Genomic DNA, 19737 nt, shown 5'->3' with positions numbered 1-19737 from the left:
AGAGAGGAGGAAGGGTATGCTTTCATTTCCTGCAGGAGAACGCGTAGAGAAGCTTCGGCGTTATATGGCGGATCAGGGGGTGGATATCTGCCTTCTGTCCAGCCCGGAGAACATGGAGTATTTCAGCGGATTTCAGGCTATCACCTATACCAGGCCCATACGCCTTGTTGTGTCAGAGACAGAGACACATCTGATCGTACCGGCGCTGGAGGAGGATCACGCGAACCTGGATTCCACAGTGGCGGACAAGATCCATGTGTATTATGAGCATCCGCCAAAAGCGGAGGAATGCCCTGGGGCCTTTCAGATCTTAAAAACGCTGCTGACTAAGAAAGCCAATACCATGGTGGGCATTGAGGCAGGAGCCTTAAGCTTGATACAGGCAGATATGATCAGGGACTGGGGCTGCCGCCTGAAGGACATTTCAGGCTATGTGAAGAGGCTTCGCGCCATTAAAGATGAATATGAAAAGGACTGCATCCGGGAGGCAGGGCGCCTGTGCAAATATGCCATGGGAATCTCGCTGGAGCATGCAAGGCCGGGGATAACAGAACTGGAGCTGGAACAGTTTGGCTCAACAGCTCTTTATAACCTGATATCAGGGGACAACTATCCCTATGTCTTTTCCTCACCGACCTGCTTCACACCATCAGGGATCAAGCGGACCAACATGCCCCATGTATTTTCAGGCCTGCGCAAGTTCCAGGATGGCGATATGGTAATCCATATACGCAAGCCGGCAATCAACGGCTATCACGGGGAGCTGGAAAGGACCTTTTTTGTGGGAAAGCCAAAGGAAGAGGCAAAGCGTGCCTTTTCAGCCATGGTAGAAGCACAGATGGCGGTTCTGGAGGCTATACGTCCCGGTGTTACATGCAGGGAGATGGATTCCTTAGCCCGCAGCGTTCTGAATAAATACGGCTATGGCGAATATGCCATTCACAGAACAGGCCATGGACAGGGTCTGGGACGCCATGAAGAGCCATTTTTGATTTTTGACTCAGACCTGGTATTGGAGAAGGATATGGTGTTCACGGTAGAGCCGGGGATCTATATACCGGAGGTGGGAGGCTTCCGCCATTCGGATACGCTGATCATCACGGAGAACGGCTATGAAAATACAACGGATTTTAAGCGGACACTGGAAGAGCTGACCTTTAGTTAAAGCCAAGCAGGCATGTCTGCAAGAGTATTTGCCGCTGCTATGCGCCGGTGACCCATGTTTAGCACGATTTCACTTTCTGCAGGCCTTAACAAACTGCCGGAAGATCTCAGCAGCTTCCCCGTGGGTTTTCCACAGGTACTCCGGATGCCATTGCACGCCCAGTAAAAAAGGATAGTCAGGCTTTTCCAGGGCTTCGATAAGGCCGTCAGGCGCAAAACCACATGGGATGAGGCCCGGAGCGGTGGTACGGACGGCCTGGTGGTGCATGCTGTTGACTTCGATGAAGGATGCGTCCCCGGTAATCCCGGACAGCAGGCTTCCTTCTGCCACACTTACATGATGGGAGGGATAAGCATAGGAAAAGGGCTGGCTGTGGGCAATGGGAAAAAGGCTTTCTGTCTGGCTGGGGATATCCTGGTAAATATCCCCGCCCAGGGCAACGTTGATGAGCTGGATACCCCTGCAGATGCCTAAAATAGGTTTCCCCGCCTCCATGACCTGGGTGAGAAGCTCCATCTCCATCCTGTCTCTGGCCGGAGATACATTCCCGCAGTGGACCTGTGTTTCTTCGCCAAACAAAAAGGCATGGGGATCCGGGCCGCCGGAGAATAAAAAGCCATCACAGAGGGCGGTAAGCTGCCTTAAGTCCTCAGATCCGGCCTCCAAAGGGAGTACAACAGGCAGGCCGCCTGCAGCGGCAATGGCCCGCAGATAGGTGGGGCGCAGGCTGATATCATCATTTTCTGTGTTGTGGGAGGGCGTAATGCCTATGACGGGCTTGTTCATTCAGGATCCCTCTAAAAAATGTTATATTGCCAGAATATGCAGCAGCATTTAAAAATAGGTGTACTCTCGGAATCTCTTTGTGCCCGATTTTGTGAGATGATTTTTTGTCAGCTGCAAAAGCGGGTGCAAGGGAGATCCCGAGAGTACACAAATAGAAAAAGGGGACTGGTGAGCAGTAGATCTGCCGTTCACCAGTCCCCTTTATGTACTTCTTAATTAGCCCTCGATAGCGCCTGTTGGGCAGGTAGCTGCGCATGTACCGCAGTCGATGCAGGTATCAGCGTCGATAACGTACTTGCCATCTCCCTCAGAGATTGCGCTAACTGGACATTCTGCTGCACAGCTTCCGCAGCTTACGCAAGAATCACCAATTACATATGCCATAGTAAAGTACCTCCTTTTATTTGTATACATTGTTATTTCATTTTAAACGATCTCGCCTAATTATTCAAGAGGAAAATGCTGCCTCCAGTCCCTAAAATTGTACAAATTAAAGAGCAATATTCCGGCTGTCTCTCATCCCGCCAAGGATGACTGCGCGAGCTTTGGCTGCCTCGGACTGGGGAAGGGGTTTCACATCCTCCAGGGCATAGGGAATGCCCAGTTTCTCATATTTTGCCTTTCCCATATCGTGATAGGGGAGGACGTCAAGGGCCTTGATGTTTTTTAATGTTCCCAGGTAGCGGCCCAGGCGGTATAAATATTCCTCTTTGTCCGTAATGCCGGGGACGACCACATGGCGTATCCATACAGGTATCTTTTTGGCTTCCAGATAGGCGGCAAAGGCCATTACAGGAGCCTGGGGCTGGCTGCACAGCTTTTCATGCTCTGCCGGGTCAATGTGCTTGATGTCAAGCATTACCAGGTCAGTGACAGCCATAAGCCGGTCAAAGGAAGCAAGGATGCCGGGAGAATCGGGGCGGAAGGTAATGCCGGAGGTATCAAGGCAGGTATGGATCCCCCGTTTTTTCGCCTCCTCAAAAAGCTCTGTCACAAAACCGATCTGCACCAGAGGCTCTCCTCCGCTGACCGTGATGCCGCCCCTTTTATAGAAATGCCGCGCATGCTCGAACTGGTCTAAAAGCTCCCCAACCGTAGTAGGAGTTCCCCCGCGGGGATCCCAGGTATCGGGATTATGGCAGTACAGGCAGCGCATAGGACAGCCGCTTAAAAAGATCACCATACGGATGCCGGGGCCGTCCACTGTACCAAAGCTCTCTATGGAATGAACACGTCCGATCATAATACTGCTCCTTTGCTGTACGGTATATTCTGCATATACAGTGAGAACGGTAAGGCAGCCGCATGTATACGGCTGCCCTGTCCTGTTGAAATCCGATCAAATGCTGTCGTGGAAGGTTCTGGAAATAACCTCATCCTGCTGTTCCTTTGTCAGCTTATTGAAGTTCACGGCATAGCCGGAAACACGCACGGTAAGCTGAGGATATTTTTCAGGATGTGCCTGGGCATCCAGCAGGGTTTCCTTGCTGAATACATTTACATTAAGATGATGTCCGCCTTCCTGAGCATAACCGTCTAAAAGGCCTACCAGGTTGTCGATCTGCGCTTCGCTTGCTTTTACCATTGTAATGTCCTCGCTTTCTTTATAAATGTAGTGTAGTGTGTCTTGTTAACAGTTCTTTCTATACTGGCAGAGATATCAGGACTCCTCAATATCTGCCTCTGCATCAAGGCCCTGGAATAAGGTTGGGCCGTCGCATGCTCCGCCGCAGCCATTCAGCTCGATCTCCAGATCTCCCATGAATACCTGGTCGTCCTTGCCCAGAGCGCCTGGGATAATGGAGAAGGTGTTGGAGATACCGTCCTGTGCATCGCGGAATGGGAGCTTTGCTACTGATGCCAGGGAGGCAACTGCACCGTGGCTGTCTCTGTGATGCATGGGGTTAGCACCAGGTGCGAAAGGCTGTCCGCCCTTACGTCCGTCCGGTGTGGAGCCGGTGTTCTTGCCGTATACCACATTGGAGGTGATCGTCAGGATGGAGGTGGTAGGAATGCCGCCTCTGTAGGTGTGGTTGCCCTTGACATAGCTCATAAAGGTATGCACCAGGTCAGCGGCAATCTGGTCTACGCGGTCATCGTTGTTTCCATATTTTGGGAAATCTCCCTCCACGATATAATCTACTACGATACCCTTTTCATTGCGCACAGTCTTCACCTTTGCATATTTAATAGCAGAAAGGGAGTCTGCCACAACAGACAGGCCTGCGATGCCGGTGGCGAACCATCTTGTGACCTTCTTGTCATGAAGAGCCATCTGAAGGCGTTCATAGCAGTAGCGGTCATGGTTGTAGTGGATAATGTTCAGGGCATTGACATAAACCTTTGCCAGCCATTTCATCATATCCTTGTATTTGTCCATGACGTCATCGTAGTCAAGATACTCGGAGGTAACAGGGCGGTACTTTGGTCCCACCTGCTTGCCGCTGATCTCATCTACGCCTCCGTTGATGGCATAAAGCAGGCACTTGGCCAGGTTTGCTCTTGCGCCGAAGAACTGCATTTCCTTGCCAACGCGCATGCTGGATACACAGCAGGCAATGGCATAGTCATCACCGTGGGTCACACGCATCAGGTCATCGTTCTCATACTGGATGGAGGAGGACTCGATGGAGGTCTTTGCACAGAACCTCTTGAAATTCTCAGGAAGCCTTGTGGACCAGAGAACGGTCATATTTGGCTCCGGAGCAGTTCCCAGGTTCTGTAAGGTGTGAAGGTAACGGAAGGACATCTTTGTTACCATGTGGCGTCCGTCAATGCCGATGCCGCCGATGGACTCTGTTACCCAGGTAGGGTCTCCGGAGAAAAGCTCGTTATATTCCGGTGTTCTGGCAAATTTGATCAGGCGCAGCTTCATGATGAAGTGGTCGACAAACTCCTGGATCTGGGCTTCCGTATATTTTCCGGCCTTCAGGTCGCGCTCTGCGTAAATGTCAAGGAAGGTGGAGGTACGTCCCAGAGACATCGCGGCGCCGTTCTGCTCCTTAACTGCTGCCAGATAGCCGAAGTAGGTCCATTGGATGGCCTCCTTTACATCGGAAGCAGGCTTCGAAATGTCATAGCCATAGATCTGACCCAGAACCTTTAAGTCCTCCAGGGCACGGATCTGCTCGGAAAGCTCCTCGCGCTCTCTGATAACGTCAGAGTACATGATGGTACGTGTGGAGTCCTTTTCCTCCTTCTTCTCTGCGATCAGGGCATCGACACCGTACAGCGCCACCCTGCGGTAGTCGCCGATGATACGGCCGCGGCCATAGGCATCAGGAAGTCCGGTGATAATGTGGCTGGAGCGGCAGGCTCTCATCTCAGGGGTGTAGGCGTCGAATACGCCTGCATTATGTGTCTTTCTATGTTTTGTAAAAAATTCAACGATTTCAGGATCAACCTCGTAGCCGTTGTCCTGGCAGGCCTTTACTGCCATGCGGATGCCGCCGTATGGCTGCAGGGAGCGCTTAAAAGGCTTGTCTGTCTGAAAACCAACGATGGTCTCCTTTTCTTTATTCAAATAGCCCGGACCATGAGAGGTGATGGTGGAAATGATCTTTGTATCCATATCCAGCACGCCGCCCTTTGCACGTTCCTGCTCGGAAAGGTCCATGACCTGGGCCCAGAGGTCCTGGGTATTCTGCGTTGGTCCCTCAAGGAATTCGTCATTTCCGTCATAGGGGGTGTAGTTCTTCTGGATGAAGTCGCGGACATTGATCTCACGCTGCCACACACCGGGATTAAATGTGTTCCATTCTGTTCTCATTGACTTGTCCTCCTGTGAAATGTGTGAATTGGGCTGGCCGTTTGGCCCTGGTGTCTGAAAGCACCAGCCAATTTGATCATAAATAGTATTTACCGATTGTAACGCAGCCATACTGTCATTTTGTACGTCCATAGTGTACTACAAATGAGAGGGCTGCGCTGTTGCTTTTGCAACACGTATTATATATGCACATTGTATACACGTCAATAGGAAAAACTGATAATATTTTTTAACAAGCACCTATAACCAGAGTTAATGATAAAAAATTGTCAATATCATGAGGCCTGAACTGTAACGCAGTCACGGCAAAATGCGGAAACTCAGGCAGGGAGGGCTTGCCAAAAGTAAAAAAAGGTATTATGATGGTAGAAGCGCGGTAGTCCGTTTCAATTGGGAATACTTACAGCGGAAATATGAAGGAGGTATACGGCCATGACGATCAACAAGAATATGCTCATCGGAGAGCTGATCCAGATGGATGAGCTGATTCCTTCCATGCTGATGAGAGCCGGCATGCACTGCTTAGGCTGTCCTGCATCCCAGGGCGAGTCTCTGGAGGAGGCCTGCATGGTTCACGGCATTGATTGTGATACACTTGTTTCCCAGATTAACGAAGTTCTGGCAGCAAAATAATCACAGGAAAAAGATGGCACAGAAAAATGCCGCAGCACAGATCTGGTTATCTGGCTGCGGCATTAGACATATACAGGAATGTATGCGCTCTGTTCTGCTGTGTCCTGCAGGGAAAAGGCTGCCTCTTTGGCTGCACAGGCTGAGATAGTACGTTTTTCTCCGGACACCCTGATCCCTGGAGGGCAGCAAAAAAGCGCTTCTTACGTATCGTCCTCTTCTTTTTTAGGAGGTGGATCACTATAATACACTTTATCGAAGCGTATTTCCTCCAAATGTCCATCTTCGGATCCAACATAGTCGCCCATGTAAAAGAAGCCGTCTTCCCCCATCTCGAATATGCGGTACCATTCCGCTTCAGGGCATTCTTTGCCATCGACCTTGATACGGACACCATTTCTTTTATATCTTTTTAAATCGTTCAGGTAAAGTCTCTGCTCCCTTTTCTCGTTGGATTTCTCTTTTGCTTTTGCCATAAAGCCTCCCAAAACAGGCGGAACGCTTTTGACTGTAGAGGTAATATGTGACATATGATACCGTAAGCGCGTCCGCCTTTTGCTTTTTCAATTCAAAATCCCCTTGAACCAATCCATGATCCCGCGGTCCACTGAAAAGGCATCTACTGAAAGTGGAATCCGGTTCAGAGAGATCCGAAACTGTTTTTCAATCTCTTTTCTTGTGTCCTCACTGCCAAAGGCAGCTGCGTAGATCCACCCTTTGCCCAGTTTCTTCTCTCCGGAGAGAAATTCCAAAAATGCCTCCAGCTTCCATTCTGACAGGGATGCAGTTATTACCTGTATGCTGCATCTGAGCCACTCGCCACGGATGGCGTCTCTCATTTCACCAAAGTCGATAATGATGTCATCATAGGCGTCCTCCATACACTGAGCCAGCAGACGGGGATCCCCTGTCTTATAATAGTCTGCTTCAAAAAGCGGGTATTTCACAAGGGCAGAGTCCTGCCTGCTGTTTCCTGCCAGCATATGTTCCACCTTCTGGAAATCCCCATGGCTGTTCCACTGGATGACTGATACTTTGCGCTGCATGCAGCTGGCTAAATAGTTGGCACACAGTATGGACAGGTGGGTAGCACCTGTTCCTCTCCCCGCTCCGGTCACTCCGATCACCCTGCAATCGCGCATAGCTACAATCCTCCTTTTTCCTCCCTTAGGCTGTTTTGTCCTGCTGCGTTCCAGAGTGCCTTAAAAAAGGACTCTGACGGCAGGCTTTTTTTAAAGGGATCCGGGTATTCGGGAGAACGGAAAAGCATGATCTCCCGGTGCTTTTCCAGAGCTCCCAGGAGAGCTTTTCTTTTCTTATATTTTTCATCTGCGTGACGCAAAACTACGTATATAGGGGATCTGTCCCCCGCTCTCCCCAGCCCGATCTCCTCCAGCATACGGGCAGTCTGCCCTCTTTCCCATGAGCTTTCTGAGACCACGGCCATCAGGAGTCCTTTTGATGTGTGAAGGGACTGGCCGGCCTCCCGCCAATGTGTACCGAAATCCTTTAGTACAATGGAAAAGCCTTCCGGTTTGGGAAGCTTTGCCGCCGGGCCGTACCAGGGCTTCATATAACAGCCTTCTATGTGGTATATCCCGTAAGAGTCCGGGCGTGCCCTGTAAAGGGAAGACATGGTCCGTACAGCCATGGATCTGTTGTGCTCTTCATAGAGCGTTTTATAATGTTTTTTTGTCAAAAAGCGGCACAGGCCAAAGGCAAGATGGGTAGTTCCGGCTCCGGATCTGCTGCCTGCCAGAATTACATTTAGAGATGGCGATGCCTCTATGGCGGTGCCTGCGGCCTCTTTGCTGACAGGAAGGCGTCTCAGTGCATCCGCTGCGTCACGTGCAGATGCAAAACGGTCCTCCATGTCCTGCTCCATACATTTTCTGATAATCCGGTCCAGTGGTTCTGATATGGAAGGGCAGCTGCCTGCTCCCGGTGTCTGGGTTCCCTGCAGCATAAACCGGAGGACTGCACCAATGGCATAAATGTCAGTCCTGACATCTAATACGCGGTCAGAGTCATATTGTTCAGGAGCTGCACAGCCCACTGTTCCATAACGTTTTCCACCAATATCCACAGTTTCGCAGCCGGCTGCGTGGTCAAAATCGATCAGCCGTACAATGCCGTTATGTATTATCAGATTATTTGGTTGTAAATCTAAGTGTAATATGGGAGTTTTACATGCGGAGTGCATGTATTCCACGAGAGAGCAGATCTGCATTCCATATTGGACTGCCTCTGCTTCCTTGAGAGTGCCCTGACGTGTGATCAGAGCATACAGAGAATATCCTTCCAGATATTCCTCGATTAAATAAAAATAATCCTTATCTTCCTCCAGGTCATATACAAAGGGTATGCCTGGATGGCGCAGCTCCTTGAGTATCAGAGCTTCCCTGCGGAAGGTCTCATAGTCTGCCTGCGCCTTGGGAACGCATTTGATGGCCCTGTATTCCTCCAGCCCTGTGTGGACGGCCAGCCATACGGTTCCCGTTCTGCCGGAGCCTGCTTTTGAGAGCAGCCGGTATTTCCCGAATAAAAGCTTGTCCTCTATTCTCCCTCCTTCCTATCCTTTATCACCATCTCTGACTAGAATTGTAATCCCAAAAACAGGAAATGTCTATGGTCGTTAAAACATCCAGATTTTTACGCGAATTTTTATGGCGGCCTTTCCATAAATTTTTCTTAAAATTTTCTTCTTTCAATTGATATTTTGGTCTGTTATGTAGTATATTTAAATTGTAGAAGTCTATCTTTTGATGCCGGCCGGAGAACCTGCCGATGGCGGCTTTCCGGTATGCTTGGCAAATGAAAGGTAGAAAGGCTGCACCTCACATTTTGATACAGAACAGGAAGTGAATCCTATGAAGATAGAACGGATAAGTGATAATCAGATACGCTGCACCCTCACAAGCTTTGATTTGAGCGCACGCAATATTAACCTGGTAGAGTTGGCCTATGGAACGGAAAAGGCAAGAAAGCTGTTTCGCGAGATGATACAGCGTGCCTCCAATGAGGTTGGCTTTGAAGCCGAGGATATCCCTCTTATGGTGGAGGCCATACCGCTGTCAAGCGAGAGTATCATGCTGGTGATCACTAAGATCGAGGATCCGGAGGAGCTGGATACCCGCTTTGCGAAATTCTCCCCCTTTACAGAGGAAAACCAGAGCTCCCTGCTTTCCCAGCTGGCCAATGAATTTTTAGAGGGAGCCCAGGATGCTTTGAATTACCTGGATGCAAATGGTATAAAGAGCGACGGACAGGCAAGTGATGCAGAGGTGCCGGAGACGGCCCCGAAACCGCAGGCTGCTGCAAACAGCTGCCGTATATTCCGCTTCGACCATCTGGACAGGGCAGGAGAGGCTGCCAGGGCAGTGGAGGGCGTGTGGGATGGGGATAATACCCTGTATAAGAAGCCCGGCACACGCCAGTATTATCTGGTGCTCAAGCGCCGGGACACAAGCGATCTGGATTTTTCCAGAGCCTGCAATATTTTGTCTGAGTATGCTGTGAAGCTTTCGGGTGAGCATGCAAATGAGGCATATTTTAAAGAGCATTATGATGTGATGATCCGGGAGAGGGCATTACAGAATCTGTTGAAATTTTAATAGGGATTGCAGCAGGGCAGGAGCCGTGGGAAGAGGATTTCCGGGCTCCTGCTTTTGCTGTACGTAAATTGTAAAGAATTCATTCCCCCAATTAATGGGTTTTATGATAAAATGAAAATAATTATACATAAATTGGAGGATAGCATGAGCAGAAGGAGAAAGGGACATGGATGCATGGTTGCAGTGCTTGTGCTGTTGCTGGTTCTTATGGCAGCAGGAGGAGTGCTGGGGTGGCTCTATGCAGTGAAATACAAGCCGAATAATGAGATGGCAGATAAAAGCCGGATCTTTGGCATAAAGGGCAGCCAGGTAGCCCTGATACTGGACCATGAGCTGCAGGAGGAAAAGGGGCTCTATGAGGATGGGCAGGTCTATCTGCCTATTGATTGGGTGAATGATTATCTGAACCAGCGTTTTTACTGGGATGAAGGGGAAAAGCTGTTGGTCTATGCACTCCCTGAGTCCATTTTATATGCAGATGAGTCCTCGGCTGGCGGGGATGGTGCCTCCCTTTTTAAGGTGAAGGAGGACGGCATGTATCTGTCCCTGGGGCTCATACAAAATTACACAGATATCCGGGCAGAGTCCTTTGACACAAGCCAGATAAAGAGAGTGTTTATCGACACCAAATGGGAGCCTTATGAGACCGCGGTGATCAAGCGGGCGGGCCAGATCAGGGAAAAGGGCGGAGTCAAGAGCCAGATCATCACAGGGGCAGAGAAGGGGGACAGGGTGACTGTGCTGGATCCCATGGAGAATTGGTCCAAGGTCAGGACCGCTGACGGCTATATGGGCTACATTGAGAACCGTAAGCTGGAGGGCCGGGAAACGGAAACGCCGGTGAGCAGCTTTGAAGCCCCTGTTTATACCAGTATTTCCATGGAGGGAAAGGTACGCCTGGGCTTTCATCAGGTGACAAGGAGGGAGGCCAACAGCACGCTGGAAAGCTATGCGGGGAATGCAGTAGGAATGAATGTGATCGTTCCCACCTGGTTCAATGTGGTGTCAAATGACGGTACTTATGTATCCCTGGCAGATAAGGACTATGTGGACAAGGCCCACGGGATGGGACTTCAGGTATGGGCCATGGTGGAAAATGTGAGCACAGAGGAGAGCGTAAAGAATCTGGATACAAAGGAGCTTATGTCATCTACCTCTGTGAGAAAAAAGCTGATCGAAAACCTCATGGAAGAAGCAGATACCTATGGCTTTGACGGCTTCAATCTGGATTTCGAGAGCCTGAAGGCAGAGGCCGGGCCTCATTATGTACAGTTTATCCGCGAAATGTCTGTTTCTTGCCGCAAAAAGGGACTGGTGCTTTCTGTTGACAATTACGTTCCTTCTGCCTACACTGCCTTCTATAACAGGAGAGAGCAGGGGATCGTGGCCGACTATGTGATCATTATGGGCTATGACGAGCATTATGCGGGAGGAGAGGCAGGCTCCGTTGCATCCATTTCCTATGTGAAGGACGGAATCGCAAATACACTGAAGGATGTGCCAAAGGAGAAGGTCATAAACGGCGTACCCTTCTACACAAGAGTTTGGACAGTAAATGGGGGGACCACCACCTCAAAGGCCTACGGCATTGCGGATGCGGAAAACTGGGTGGAGGAAAATGGCATTTCCCTGGAATGGAAGGGAGAACTGGGCCAGTACTATGGTGAAACTGTAAATGACAGCGGAAGCCAGTATATATGGATGGAGGAGGAGCGTTCCCTGGGCTTAAAGGCTGATCTGATCAAGCAGTATGATCTGGCAGGAGTGGCCTGCTGGAAGCTAGGCTTTGAGCCTGCAAAGATATGGGACGTGATCTCTGAAATAAAGTGACAGACAGATCTGAGGTGTTTAATATGAAAGGCATAAAATGGACAGCAGGAATCCTGGCAGCCACGCTCTGCCTGGGTGCGGCAGGCTGCGGTATACAGACGGGAACAGAAGGACAGAGGAGGCCGGAGGCCGGCAGTCAGGGAAGCCAGGCGGGAACGAAGCTGGCAGAACAGGAGACTGTGAAGCCAACCTCACCGCAGCCCCAGGAGATCGAACCATTTCCGGACAATGAAAAAGAGGTTGCGGCCGAGAGGCTGAAAGGCGGAAAACGCATCATACTGATGACAGATATTCATTATCTGTCCTCTTCCCTTACCGATATGGGGGAGGGCTTCCAGAGCATGGTGGATCATGGGGATGGAAAGCTCACAAACTATGTGTGGGAGATCACAGATGCGGCCCTGGAGCAGATTAAGCTGCAGACGCCGGATGTGCTGATCCTCAGCGGAGATCTGACCCTTCAGGGGGAGAAGAAGAGTCATGAGGAACTGGCAGAAAAGCTTGAGAAGGTGGAGGAAGCAGGTATTCCGGTGGTGGTGATCCCTGGAAACCACGACATCAATAATCCCAGCGCCTCTGTGTATTCAGGCGGAGAACGTTATCCGGCAGAGCTGACTACAGCACGGGATTTTGAGCGGATATACGCGGAATTTGGCTATAATGAGGCGGATAGCAGAGATACCTATTCCCTCAGTTATACCTATGATCTGGGGCCCTCCATGCGCCTGCTCATGCTTGATACCTGTCAGTACAAGTATGGAAATAAGGTGGGCGGCATGATCCAGACAGAGACATACGAGTGGATTGGGGAGCAGCTTGAGAAGGCCAGGGAGGACGGCGTGATCCTGCTGCCGGTGGCCCATCATAATCTGCTGGAGCAAAGCAAGGTTTATGTGGATGACTGCACCATTGAGCACAGCGAGGAGCTGATACAGATGCTGGAGGCGGAAAATATTCCGTTGTTTCTAAGCGGGCATCTCCATGTGCAGCATTTTATGCGCAATAAGGACATCGGCATATATGAGATCGTCACCAGCTCTCTCACCACACCGCCCTGCCAGTACGGTGTGCTGGAATATATGGAGGATGAGTCCTTTTATTATGACACCAGACAGGTGGATATGGAAAAATGGGCCAGAAAGCATCACAGTAAGGATGAAAACCTGCTGAATTTCAATACCTACAGCCCGCCTACTTTAAACCGCATTTTTTACAACCAGGCATATGACGCTATGAAAAACTCTGTGGAGGAGGAGACCGGCAGCGTTTTCGTAAAGCTGACAGAGGAGGAGAAGCAGCAGATGTCAAAGGTTTATGCGGATATCAATGCTGCCTGCTACGCAGGCAAGGCCTATGAAGTGGTGGAGGAAGCGGTAAAAGAGCCGGGGTATGGCATGTGGAAGGAATATTGCTATCCTATTATTCTTTACCAATATCTGGAGTATATAGTGGAAGATGCGGTTATGGATTATAACCATCTGATCCGGGAATAGAGATCCAGGACAGGAGAAAATGGGTATTTTCAGCCGGAGGATGAATATACTGAAAGCAAAGGCTGTAAGGGAGTACCCGGAATGAGGCAATCAGCATGGCAGACTGCGATGGGGATTCTTCTGCTCTGCATCGTGGCTCTGATCTCCTGGCAGGCCGGGACACTGGCTGTGGTCCAAAGCCAGAATGTCCGCCAGGCCAGTGAAAAAAGGACAAAGTACAGGATCGTTCTGGACGCCGGACATGGAGGCAATGACCCTGGAAAGGTAGGGATCGGCGGCCAGCTGGAAAAGGATATCAATCTGGAGATCGTGCGTAAGCTGAAGGCCTATCTGGAGGCCTCAGATGTGGAGGTCATTCTGACAAGGGACAGCGACGCAGGCCTGTACTCCTCCGGGGACAGCCATAAGAAAATGGCGGATATGAGGAAGCGGTGCGAGATCATAGAGGAGGCAAAGCCGGATCTGGCAGTCAGCATCCACCAGAACAGCTACCATGAGGAATACGTATCAGGCGGCCAGGTTTTCTACTACAAGACATCGGAGAAGGGAAAATATCTGGCAGAGCTTTTGCAGGAGCGGTTTGACTATGTCCTGGGCGAGGACAACAAGCGCCTGGCAAAGGCCAACGGCAGCTACTACCTCCTCCTCCATGTAAAAACCCCCATTGTGATCGTGGAGTGCGGCTTTTTAAGCAACGGGGAGGAAGCCGCCAGACTGGAGGATCCGGCATACCAGGATCGTTTGGCCTGGACGATACATATGGGGATTATGGAGTATTTGAATACGGAAGAAAGCGGAAGCTGAACCCACCTTAAGGGGAGTAGTTTTTGTACTCTGCAAGAATATAGTCTATAAATTCTCTGCATTTGTATGGAACTTCTGTCCCCTTTTTTGTTACCATTACCATATGAAAATATGGACAATTTTTAATAGGGATCGCACGCATGCCGTCAAGATCGGGATAGCAGGCTATCCGGCTTGGCAGAATGGTAACATACCGATTCTTCTGGATATATGTTTTTATGGTAGTAACCCGCATTCGTGTATATGTAATGTTCAGATAAGGACTGATTTCCTGCAAGATATCTTTGTAAAAGGGAATATAGTATGTGTCATTCATCAGCAAGAATTTGTCGTGAATAAAAAGGTCCATGGTTGCTTCCTTTAAATAAGCCAGTGGGTGATTTTCATTCACCAGGATTACATAATTGTCCTCCAAAAAAGGGTAGATATCATATACATTATCTTTTAGATTCTGCGTTCGGATGATGCCGATATCTGCATCCTGATGATCCACGGAGATCAGCGCTTCAGAAACAGAGCCTTCTGAAATATGGATCAAAGTATCGGGATTGTTATCTCCAAACTGGACGATCTTGTCGATGATACCATAATGAGGAAGGACAGGAATGGAACAGATCGTTAAAAGCTTTTGCTCAGGAGATTTTTGGCAGTTGATGCTGGCTGTCTCAAGTTTGGCATATTCGTTGATTATTTTTTCTGCGTAAGGAAGAATTTCCACACACTCCGGTGTAATGGAGAGAGAATGGGTAGTCCGGTGAAATAAAGAAACTCCCAGCTCCTTTTCCAGAGCGCGTATCTGTTTTGAAACAAAGGATTGTGTAATGCCGAGCTGCCGTGAGGCCTCAGTAATTTTCATGAATTGGGCAACGGTGAGCATGCATTTAAGCTGAAGGATTGTCATGAAAACTCCTTTATAAAATAGATGCAGGGTCATATGGTCTTGATTCCATCCTACTGCAATAATAAAAATATGTCAAATATTCATAAATATGAAAGGTTGTTTTATGGTATAATCTCGTCAGAGATTATACCGCGCTGGTTTGGTTCCGACCAACGGGAGGAAAAACACGGGCTAAACCGTGCGCATCCCCTGGAGGGTACTGTGGCCGGAGGACATGGTACAATAGGAAATAGGATAACGGTGAAAGTTTTTAGGAATGAGAAGAGAAAGGAATCATTATGACTTTGCAGCAACTGACATATTTTGTAGCCATTCAGCAATATGGGGGATTTATTGCGGCGGCAGAGGAACTATATATATCGCAGTCATCCTTGTCAAAATCAATTATGACATTGGAGAAAGAATTACAGGTAAAGCTGTTTCTCAGAAATTCAAGGACAACCAGACTTTCCGGAAGCGGAGAGCAGCTTCTTCCCTATGCCCTTGAGATCACAAAAAATTATAACAGGATACTGGACATCTGTGAAAATGTAAGCAGCCAGAAGGAACACCAGATCACGCTGGGAGGTATTCCGGTGCTTCATACATATAAAGTGATGGATGCGATCCTGCGTTTTGAAAGGAAGCATTCCACATACCAGACAGATGTAATAGAAACTACTACCCGTGAGGTGTTCAAAGGGCTGTCAGATTATACGTTGGATCTCGGAATCGTGCTGTTAAAGCTTCCTCTTGAAAAAGAGCCGGAGGATCTAATGATCATCCCTCTGCTGGAGGATGATGAGGTAGTGGTGGGATCAGCAGATAATCCGATCATGAGAAGCGATAAAATCAGGCTGGAAGATCTGAGGGACCAGATATTTATACAAAATAATAAGGACGCGGATTTTGCAAAATATTTTACAAATGAGATCAAGACCGTCCATCCTCAGGCAGTTGTCCATTTGACCGGGATCTCCTCGGAGGCTATGAACCGTTATATTATCGCTAAGCAGTGGGTTTCCTTATCCATGAAAAAAATCGCAGACAATTTATTTGAAACAGAGATAGAGACAGCATCTGTTGAGAATGGAATGAAACTGAGCCTGTGTGTTGTTCTGAATAAGAAGAAGCCCAGCAAAAAAGGAATGATGCTATCAAAATTCCTAAGAGTCTACTTTTCTAAGTAAAAGGAACATGCAAAACGAACTGGCTGCCGCAAAATTCCTGCGGCAGCCAATAGGCTAAAATGGTTATTTCTCAGGGCATTCAAATAAAATGGCGCCTTGATCCAGTAAAAGTTTCTGAAGTTCGCTTACGTCTTTTTCTAATTCTCGTGGAGAGACTCCCTTCTTGACACAGAGTCCTGCCGCAGTGCCGGCTGCCTGACCAGTTACCATGGTTTGGTGCAGATAACGGAGGTAGGCCGGACGGTCCGTGGAAACACATTTTCCGGCAGCCAGGAAATTATCGATCTTTTTCGGAACCAGGCAGCGGTATGGAATATCATAGGAACCGCCGTCCTTTGGGAATGCGATGTCTGTTTTATAGGTAACACAGGCATTTAATGTATCCATAGAAGAAACATGATAAGCGCCAGCCTTGAATGAAGTCTTGCCTATGGTGTCTTCAAACTGTCTGCAGGCCTCCACATCATCCCGTGTAAGAATATAATCGCCAACGATTCTTGGACCTTCCCTCAGACGGAGCTCAGTACAAACCTTGGTGATGTAAGCATGCTCGAATCCGGGCACGTAGTTCTTAAAGAAACGCCATGCGATCAGATTCTGTTTGCGGCATTCGATCATACAGCGCGTCAGATCCCAGGCATCTGTCGGAAGGGCATGGTCGACCTGAGAAGAATGCTGGAAGTGTGCCTGGATATGACCTCCCTCTTTTGGCGTCAGGAAAAAGCCTGCTCCTGAATATGGATGCCAGTCCCCATTTTTCAGAGCTACGTCACGGAGCTCATAGAAGCCCATCAGCTCGCCCAGCTCCTTGATGTCATGGCACTTTGCATACATATTTTCTACATCTTCTTTTGTATTGGCATCCGGATATGGGAAAATAAGCTGGCGGTAGGAGAACTGATCCGGGTGTTCGCGGATGTAGGTGAGAAGCTTATCCCAGTCTACTCCGTCTACGGTAAATGCCAGTGTGTGCGGTTGGATCATTTCACGGCTTACACAGGCCATCTCACAACCTGCATGGGCTGCCACATATCCTTCTCCGGTACAGTCGATCACAATGGTTCCCCTGATCTCATTTCTTCCGTTGGCATTTTCCACTACGATGCCGGTTGCGGTATCATTGTCTTTTGTCACGCCTGTTACAAGTGTGTCGAGAAGAAGATCTACCCCTTCTTCTTCCATCATTTCAAACATCAGAATGGTCCACCACTCCGGATCTACATAGGAAAAGGTATAGCCAGCTTTTTCACGTACCTTATAGCGCAGGTGAGGAAGAGCGTGGCCGGATTTGAACAGTCTCTGATAAGTCTCTTCCACAATACCGCCAATATCACGTTTTCCCTGTGGATTGAACAACCGCGCATAGGCAAAGCCAGGAGGGCCGGACAGGCTCATCTGTCCGCCTAAGGTTCCGGTCCGTTCTACTAACAGTGTTTTCGCTCCTGTTCGCGCAGAAGCGATGGCTGCCGCAACTCCGGAGGTTCCGCCTCCGCAGACAATGACATCGTACAGAGTACTATAACTGCCCATATCGTCTATTCTCCTTTCTTGAAATCTTTAATGCTCTTTGCAATAGATCCGTCCGGAAGTGTCAAAGGTTCAACGCAGCCTTCGCTGTGCAGAGCCCACGGAAGGATGATGCCGTCGTGTCCGCCCCTTCCTCCGATGGTAACAACCTCAACATCCTTAGGAGAACGCGTTACAGGCAGAGGATGGCGGTTTGCCCATTCCTTTGGACGTACGGGCATTAAGCCGCGGCCGTTTACCATAGCATTGTCATGGTATACATACTGGTGAATATGTTCCTGGATCATTTCTTTTGTGTAGCCGTCTTTCTTAAGCATCATGGCATGGTCCGGGGTAAGGCACATAACAAGGGGACCGGGCATATAAGCATTGTTGGAGCCAAGGGTGGAGCAGCAGTCAGTCAGTGTATCCAGCAGGTCGTGGCCGTTAAGGCTCAGAAAATCAATGACGTCATGTATAGGTTCTGCCTTCAGAAGGTAAACCGTGGTTGTTTCTGAATCATAGCGGTCTTCGTTGATCATGTTCCACTGTGCAAGGGAAGGCTCCTCTGCGAAACAGAAGGTAAACTCTGCCTGAGACGCGATACAGTCAAGGTCACATACTCCGGGAACGCTTCTTAATACATTCATGATCACCAGGTTGATGGCGCGGCCAATGGTTGCATTTTCAGGCCAGCCAGGTCCTTGGCATCCCTGTTTTCCGGAAATACCGATCTCCTGGGCAATAGGGCCGGAGACGATACAAAGATTTCCGCCGGGATGGGAAGTGGTGACGGACTGGTTGAAATTGTATAACGGGCTGTTAAGGGCTTTAAAAGCGGCAACCAGAATAGGCATAGCGTGAGGCTTGCACCCGGCCATAACAGCAGCAATAGCAACGTCTCTCACCGTGATCTCTCTTCCAGAGGGACCGGAAGGATCCACTAATTTCATATCCTCTGGCCATGGACAGTATTCAAGCATTGCCTCATAACGGCGTCTGGTAGGAGGAATAATGGGAAGACCATCGCAGATATGCTCGGCGTTGAAATATTCCATAACCTCTTCCATATAAGCGCCCGGTTCGGTGGATTTTTCATGATCAAATTCAGGGATAAAGGGCAGGAGGCCGTCCTTTGCAGGAGCAACTTTATCGATCTTAAAATCAATATGGGCCAATTTTTTCAGCTCATCGCCATTGCTGGTAAGCGCGCCTAGAATGTAGTCCCACTTTTTATCTACCTCAGTTGCAACCTCTTCCACAGTGGATGCCTGCATGATATCAACGGAGCACATGCAGAGCTCACCGGCACGGTATACGCCTACGCCCTCTGTAATAGCGGTTCCTGGAGGCGCTGTCATATATACTGCCGGGATTCCGATTTTTTCCAGAGCAATGGTCAGAACGGTAGTTGAGGAAGAGGTACCCATATCTCCAAATGCAACAATAGCTGCAACGGGCTCTTCCTTGGCAAGCATTTTTGCATATTCCATAAGGTCATCGGCATTCTTTCCGCGGACAGTTTCTGTGTACTCTACCCAATTATCTTCACAGCATCCGATTTCGCGAAGATGTTCCTTTATTCGGTCGAATACGGTGTAGTAGTTACAAAAACCAAGTTTTGTATTGTTATAGAAGAGGATCTTTCCTTTTTTTAAATCCTCTAAACTTGGACGTTTCGCAAGCTCTAGCATGGGACGTTCCTGATATCCGCGTGGATCCAAAAGCCTTTCTAAATTATTCGGGTTACTCATGATATGTTCCTCCTTGCTGAATTTTTTTGTAGCGGGCTATTGAATGTAAGTTCATGATAGCCTGGCAGACGCGTCTTTACAATTCATAATTGTTATTAATTCATGAATAATTGGAATAATAAATAAAGCAGAAGGAGGGAGAGAAAATAACCAAAAACGAAGCAAATATAAACCATAAAATTGAATAAAATCACAAAAATCCTGATATAATAGATAGAATAGTCATTCCATTTTTTCATGAATAAAATATAAAAAGGAATTAGAGTTTATTGGCAATTCTTAGTATAGTACAAGTGTAGCGAGAAGAATGTGAGAA

The 19737-nt window shown here is 48.8% G+C and carries 18 protein-coding genes; 7 read left to right on the top strand and 11 right to left on the bottom strand.

What is annotated here, in order from left to right; all coding sequences use genetic code 11:
• Positions 1 to 16: 16 nt before the first annotated feature.
• Complete coding sequence (locus LIZ87_RS15820; RefSeq protein ID WP_178316400.1) at positions 17 to 1165, top strand: M24 family metallopeptidase; 1149 nt, start codon at positions 17 to 19, stop codon at positions 1163 to 1165.
• A gap of 69 nt (positions 1166 to 1234) precedes the next feature.
• On the opposite strand, the gene LIZ87_RS15815 is transcribed toward LIZ87_RS15820, so the two are convergent.
• The 5 genes from LIZ87_RS15815 to pflB form a co-directional block, all read right to left on the bottom strand.
• Positions 1235 to 1951 (bottom strand): gamma-glutamyl-gamma-aminobutyrate hydrolase family protein, encoded by a 717-nt coding sequence (locus LIZ87_RS15815; RefSeq protein ID WP_178316401.1) that lies wholly within the window; start codon positions 1949 to 1951, stop codon positions 1235 to 1237.
• Positions 1952 to 2167: 216 nt separating this feature from the next.
• Positions 2168 to 2335 (bottom strand): DUF362 domain-containing protein, encoded by a 168-nt coding sequence (locus LIZ87_RS15810; RefSeq protein WP_178316402.1) that lies wholly within the window; start codon positions 2333 to 2335, stop codon positions 2168 to 2170.
• A gap of 106 nt (positions 2336 to 2441) precedes the next feature.
• Complete coding sequence (gene pflA / locus LIZ87_RS15805; RefSeq protein ID WP_178316403.1) at positions 2442 to 3194, bottom strand: pyruvate formate-lyase-activating protein; 753 nt, start codon at positions 3192 to 3194, stop codon at positions 2442 to 2444.
• A gap of 96 nt (positions 3195 to 3290) precedes the next feature.
• On the bottom strand, positions 3291 to 3536 hold the full coding sequence (gene grcA3 / locus LIZ87_RS15800) for an autonomous glycyl radical cofactor GrcA3 (RefSeq protein WP_178316404.1): 246 nt from the start codon (positions 3534 to 3536) through the stop codon (positions 3291 to 3293).
• Positions 3537 to 3611: 75 nt separating this feature from the next.
• Complete coding sequence (gene pflB / locus LIZ87_RS15795) at positions 3612 to 5720, bottom strand: formate C-acetyltransferase (protein WP_178316405.1); 2109 nt, start codon at positions 5718 to 5720, stop codon at positions 3612 to 3614.
• Between the two features lie 432 nt (positions 5721 to 6152).
• On the opposite strand from pflB, the gene LIZ87_RS15790 reads away from it, so the two are divergent.
• The gene (locus tag LIZ87_RS15790; RefSeq protein ID WP_178316406.1) at positions 6153 to 6353 is read left to right on the top strand and encodes a DUF1858 domain-containing protein; all 201 of its coding nucleotides are present in this window, start codon (positions 6153 to 6155) and stop codon (positions 6351 to 6353) included.
• Between the two features lie 200 nt (positions 6354 to 6553).
• Here the strand turns inward: LIZ87_RS15790 and LIZ87_RS15785 are convergent, their stop codons facing one another.
• The 3 genes from LIZ87_RS15785 to LIZ87_RS15775 form a co-directional block, all read right to left on the bottom strand.
• Positions 6554 to 6826, bottom strand: coding sequence for a hypothetical protein (locus LIZ87_RS15785; RefSeq protein ID WP_178316407.1), 273 nt, complete (start codon positions 6824 to 6826; stop codon positions 6554 to 6556).
• 87 nt (positions 6827 to 6913) lie between these two features.
• Entirely contained in the window at positions 6914 to 7492 is a 579-nt protein-coding gene (locus LIZ87_RS15780) for a hypothetical protein (protein WP_227148346.1), read from the bottom strand.
• Between the two features lie 2 nt (positions 7493 to 7494).
• Positions 7495 to 8877 (bottom strand): serine/threonine protein kinase, encoded by a 1383-nt coding sequence (locus LIZ87_RS15775; protein ID WP_227148362.1) that lies wholly within the window; start codon positions 8875 to 8877, stop codon positions 7495 to 7497.
• Positions 8878 to 9220: 343 nt separating this feature from the next.
• On the opposite strand from LIZ87_RS15775, the gene LIZ87_RS15770 reads away from it, so the two are divergent.
• From LIZ87_RS15770 to LIZ87_RS15755, 4 genes are all read left to right on the top strand, one after another.
• Positions 9221 to 9964, top strand: coding sequence for an adaptor protein MecA (locus LIZ87_RS15770; protein ID WP_227148344.1), 744 nt, complete (start codon positions 9221 to 9223; stop codon positions 9962 to 9964).
• Positions 9965 to 10108: 144 nt separating this feature from the next.
• On the top strand, positions 10109 to 11794 hold the full coding sequence (locus LIZ87_RS15765; RefSeq protein ID WP_227148342.1) for a glycosyl hydrolase family 18 protein: 1686 nt from the start codon (positions 10109 to 10111) through the stop codon (positions 11792 to 11794).
• A gap of 23 nt (positions 11795 to 11817) precedes the next feature.
• Entirely contained in the window at positions 11818 to 13287 is a 1470-nt protein-coding gene (locus LIZ87_RS15760) for a metallophosphoesterase (protein WP_227148340.1), read from the top strand.
• Between the two features lie 81 nt (positions 13288 to 13368).
• Complete coding sequence (locus LIZ87_RS15755; protein WP_178316411.1) at positions 13369 to 14091, top strand: N-acetylmuramoyl-L-alanine amidase; 723 nt, start codon at positions 13369 to 13371, stop codon at positions 14089 to 14091.
• Positions 14092 to 14098: 7 nt separating this feature from the next.
• On the opposite strand, the gene LIZ87_RS15750 is transcribed toward LIZ87_RS15755, so the two are convergent.
• Positions 14099 to 14968, bottom strand: a complete 870-nt coding sequence (locus tag LIZ87_RS15750; protein ID WP_227148360.1) for a LysR family transcriptional regulator — start codon at positions 14966 to 14968, stop codon at positions 14099 to 14101.
• A 302-nt stretch (positions 14969 to 15270) separates the two neighbouring features.
• Between LIZ87_RS15750 and LIZ87_RS15745 the strand changes: the two genes are divergently transcribed.
• Positions 15271 to 16161, top strand: a complete 891-nt coding sequence (locus tag LIZ87_RS15745; RefSeq protein ID WP_227148338.1) for a LysR family transcriptional regulator — start codon at positions 15271 to 15273, stop codon at positions 16159 to 16161.
• A 63-nt stretch (positions 16162 to 16224) separates the two neighbouring features.
• Here LIZ87_RS15745 and LIZ87_RS15740 read toward each other — a convergent pair whose 3' ends face one another.
• Both LIZ87_RS15740 and LIZ87_RS15735 read right to left on the bottom strand, forming a co-directional pair.
• Positions 16225 to 17691, bottom strand: a complete 1467-nt coding sequence (locus LIZ87_RS15740; RefSeq protein WP_227148336.1) for an FAD-dependent oxidoreductase — start codon at positions 17689 to 17691, stop codon at positions 16225 to 16227.
• Positions 17692 to 17696: 5 nt separating this feature from the next.
• Positions 17697 to 19421, bottom strand: coding sequence for a UGSC family (seleno)protein (locus LIZ87_RS15735; RefSeq protein WP_227148334.1), 1725 nt, complete (start codon positions 19419 to 19421; stop codon positions 17697 to 17699).
• Between the last annotated feature and the right edge of the window lie 316 nt (positions 19422 to 19737).

Source organism: Lacrimispora sp. 210928-DFI.3.58, from assembly GCF_020554865.1.
Classification (GTDB): Bacteria; Bacillota; Clostridia; order Lachnospirales; family Lachnospiraceae; genus Enterocloster.
The sequence above is the reverse complement of the archived record's forward strand: the minus strand, read 5'-3'. Positions and strand labels throughout refer to the sequence as shown.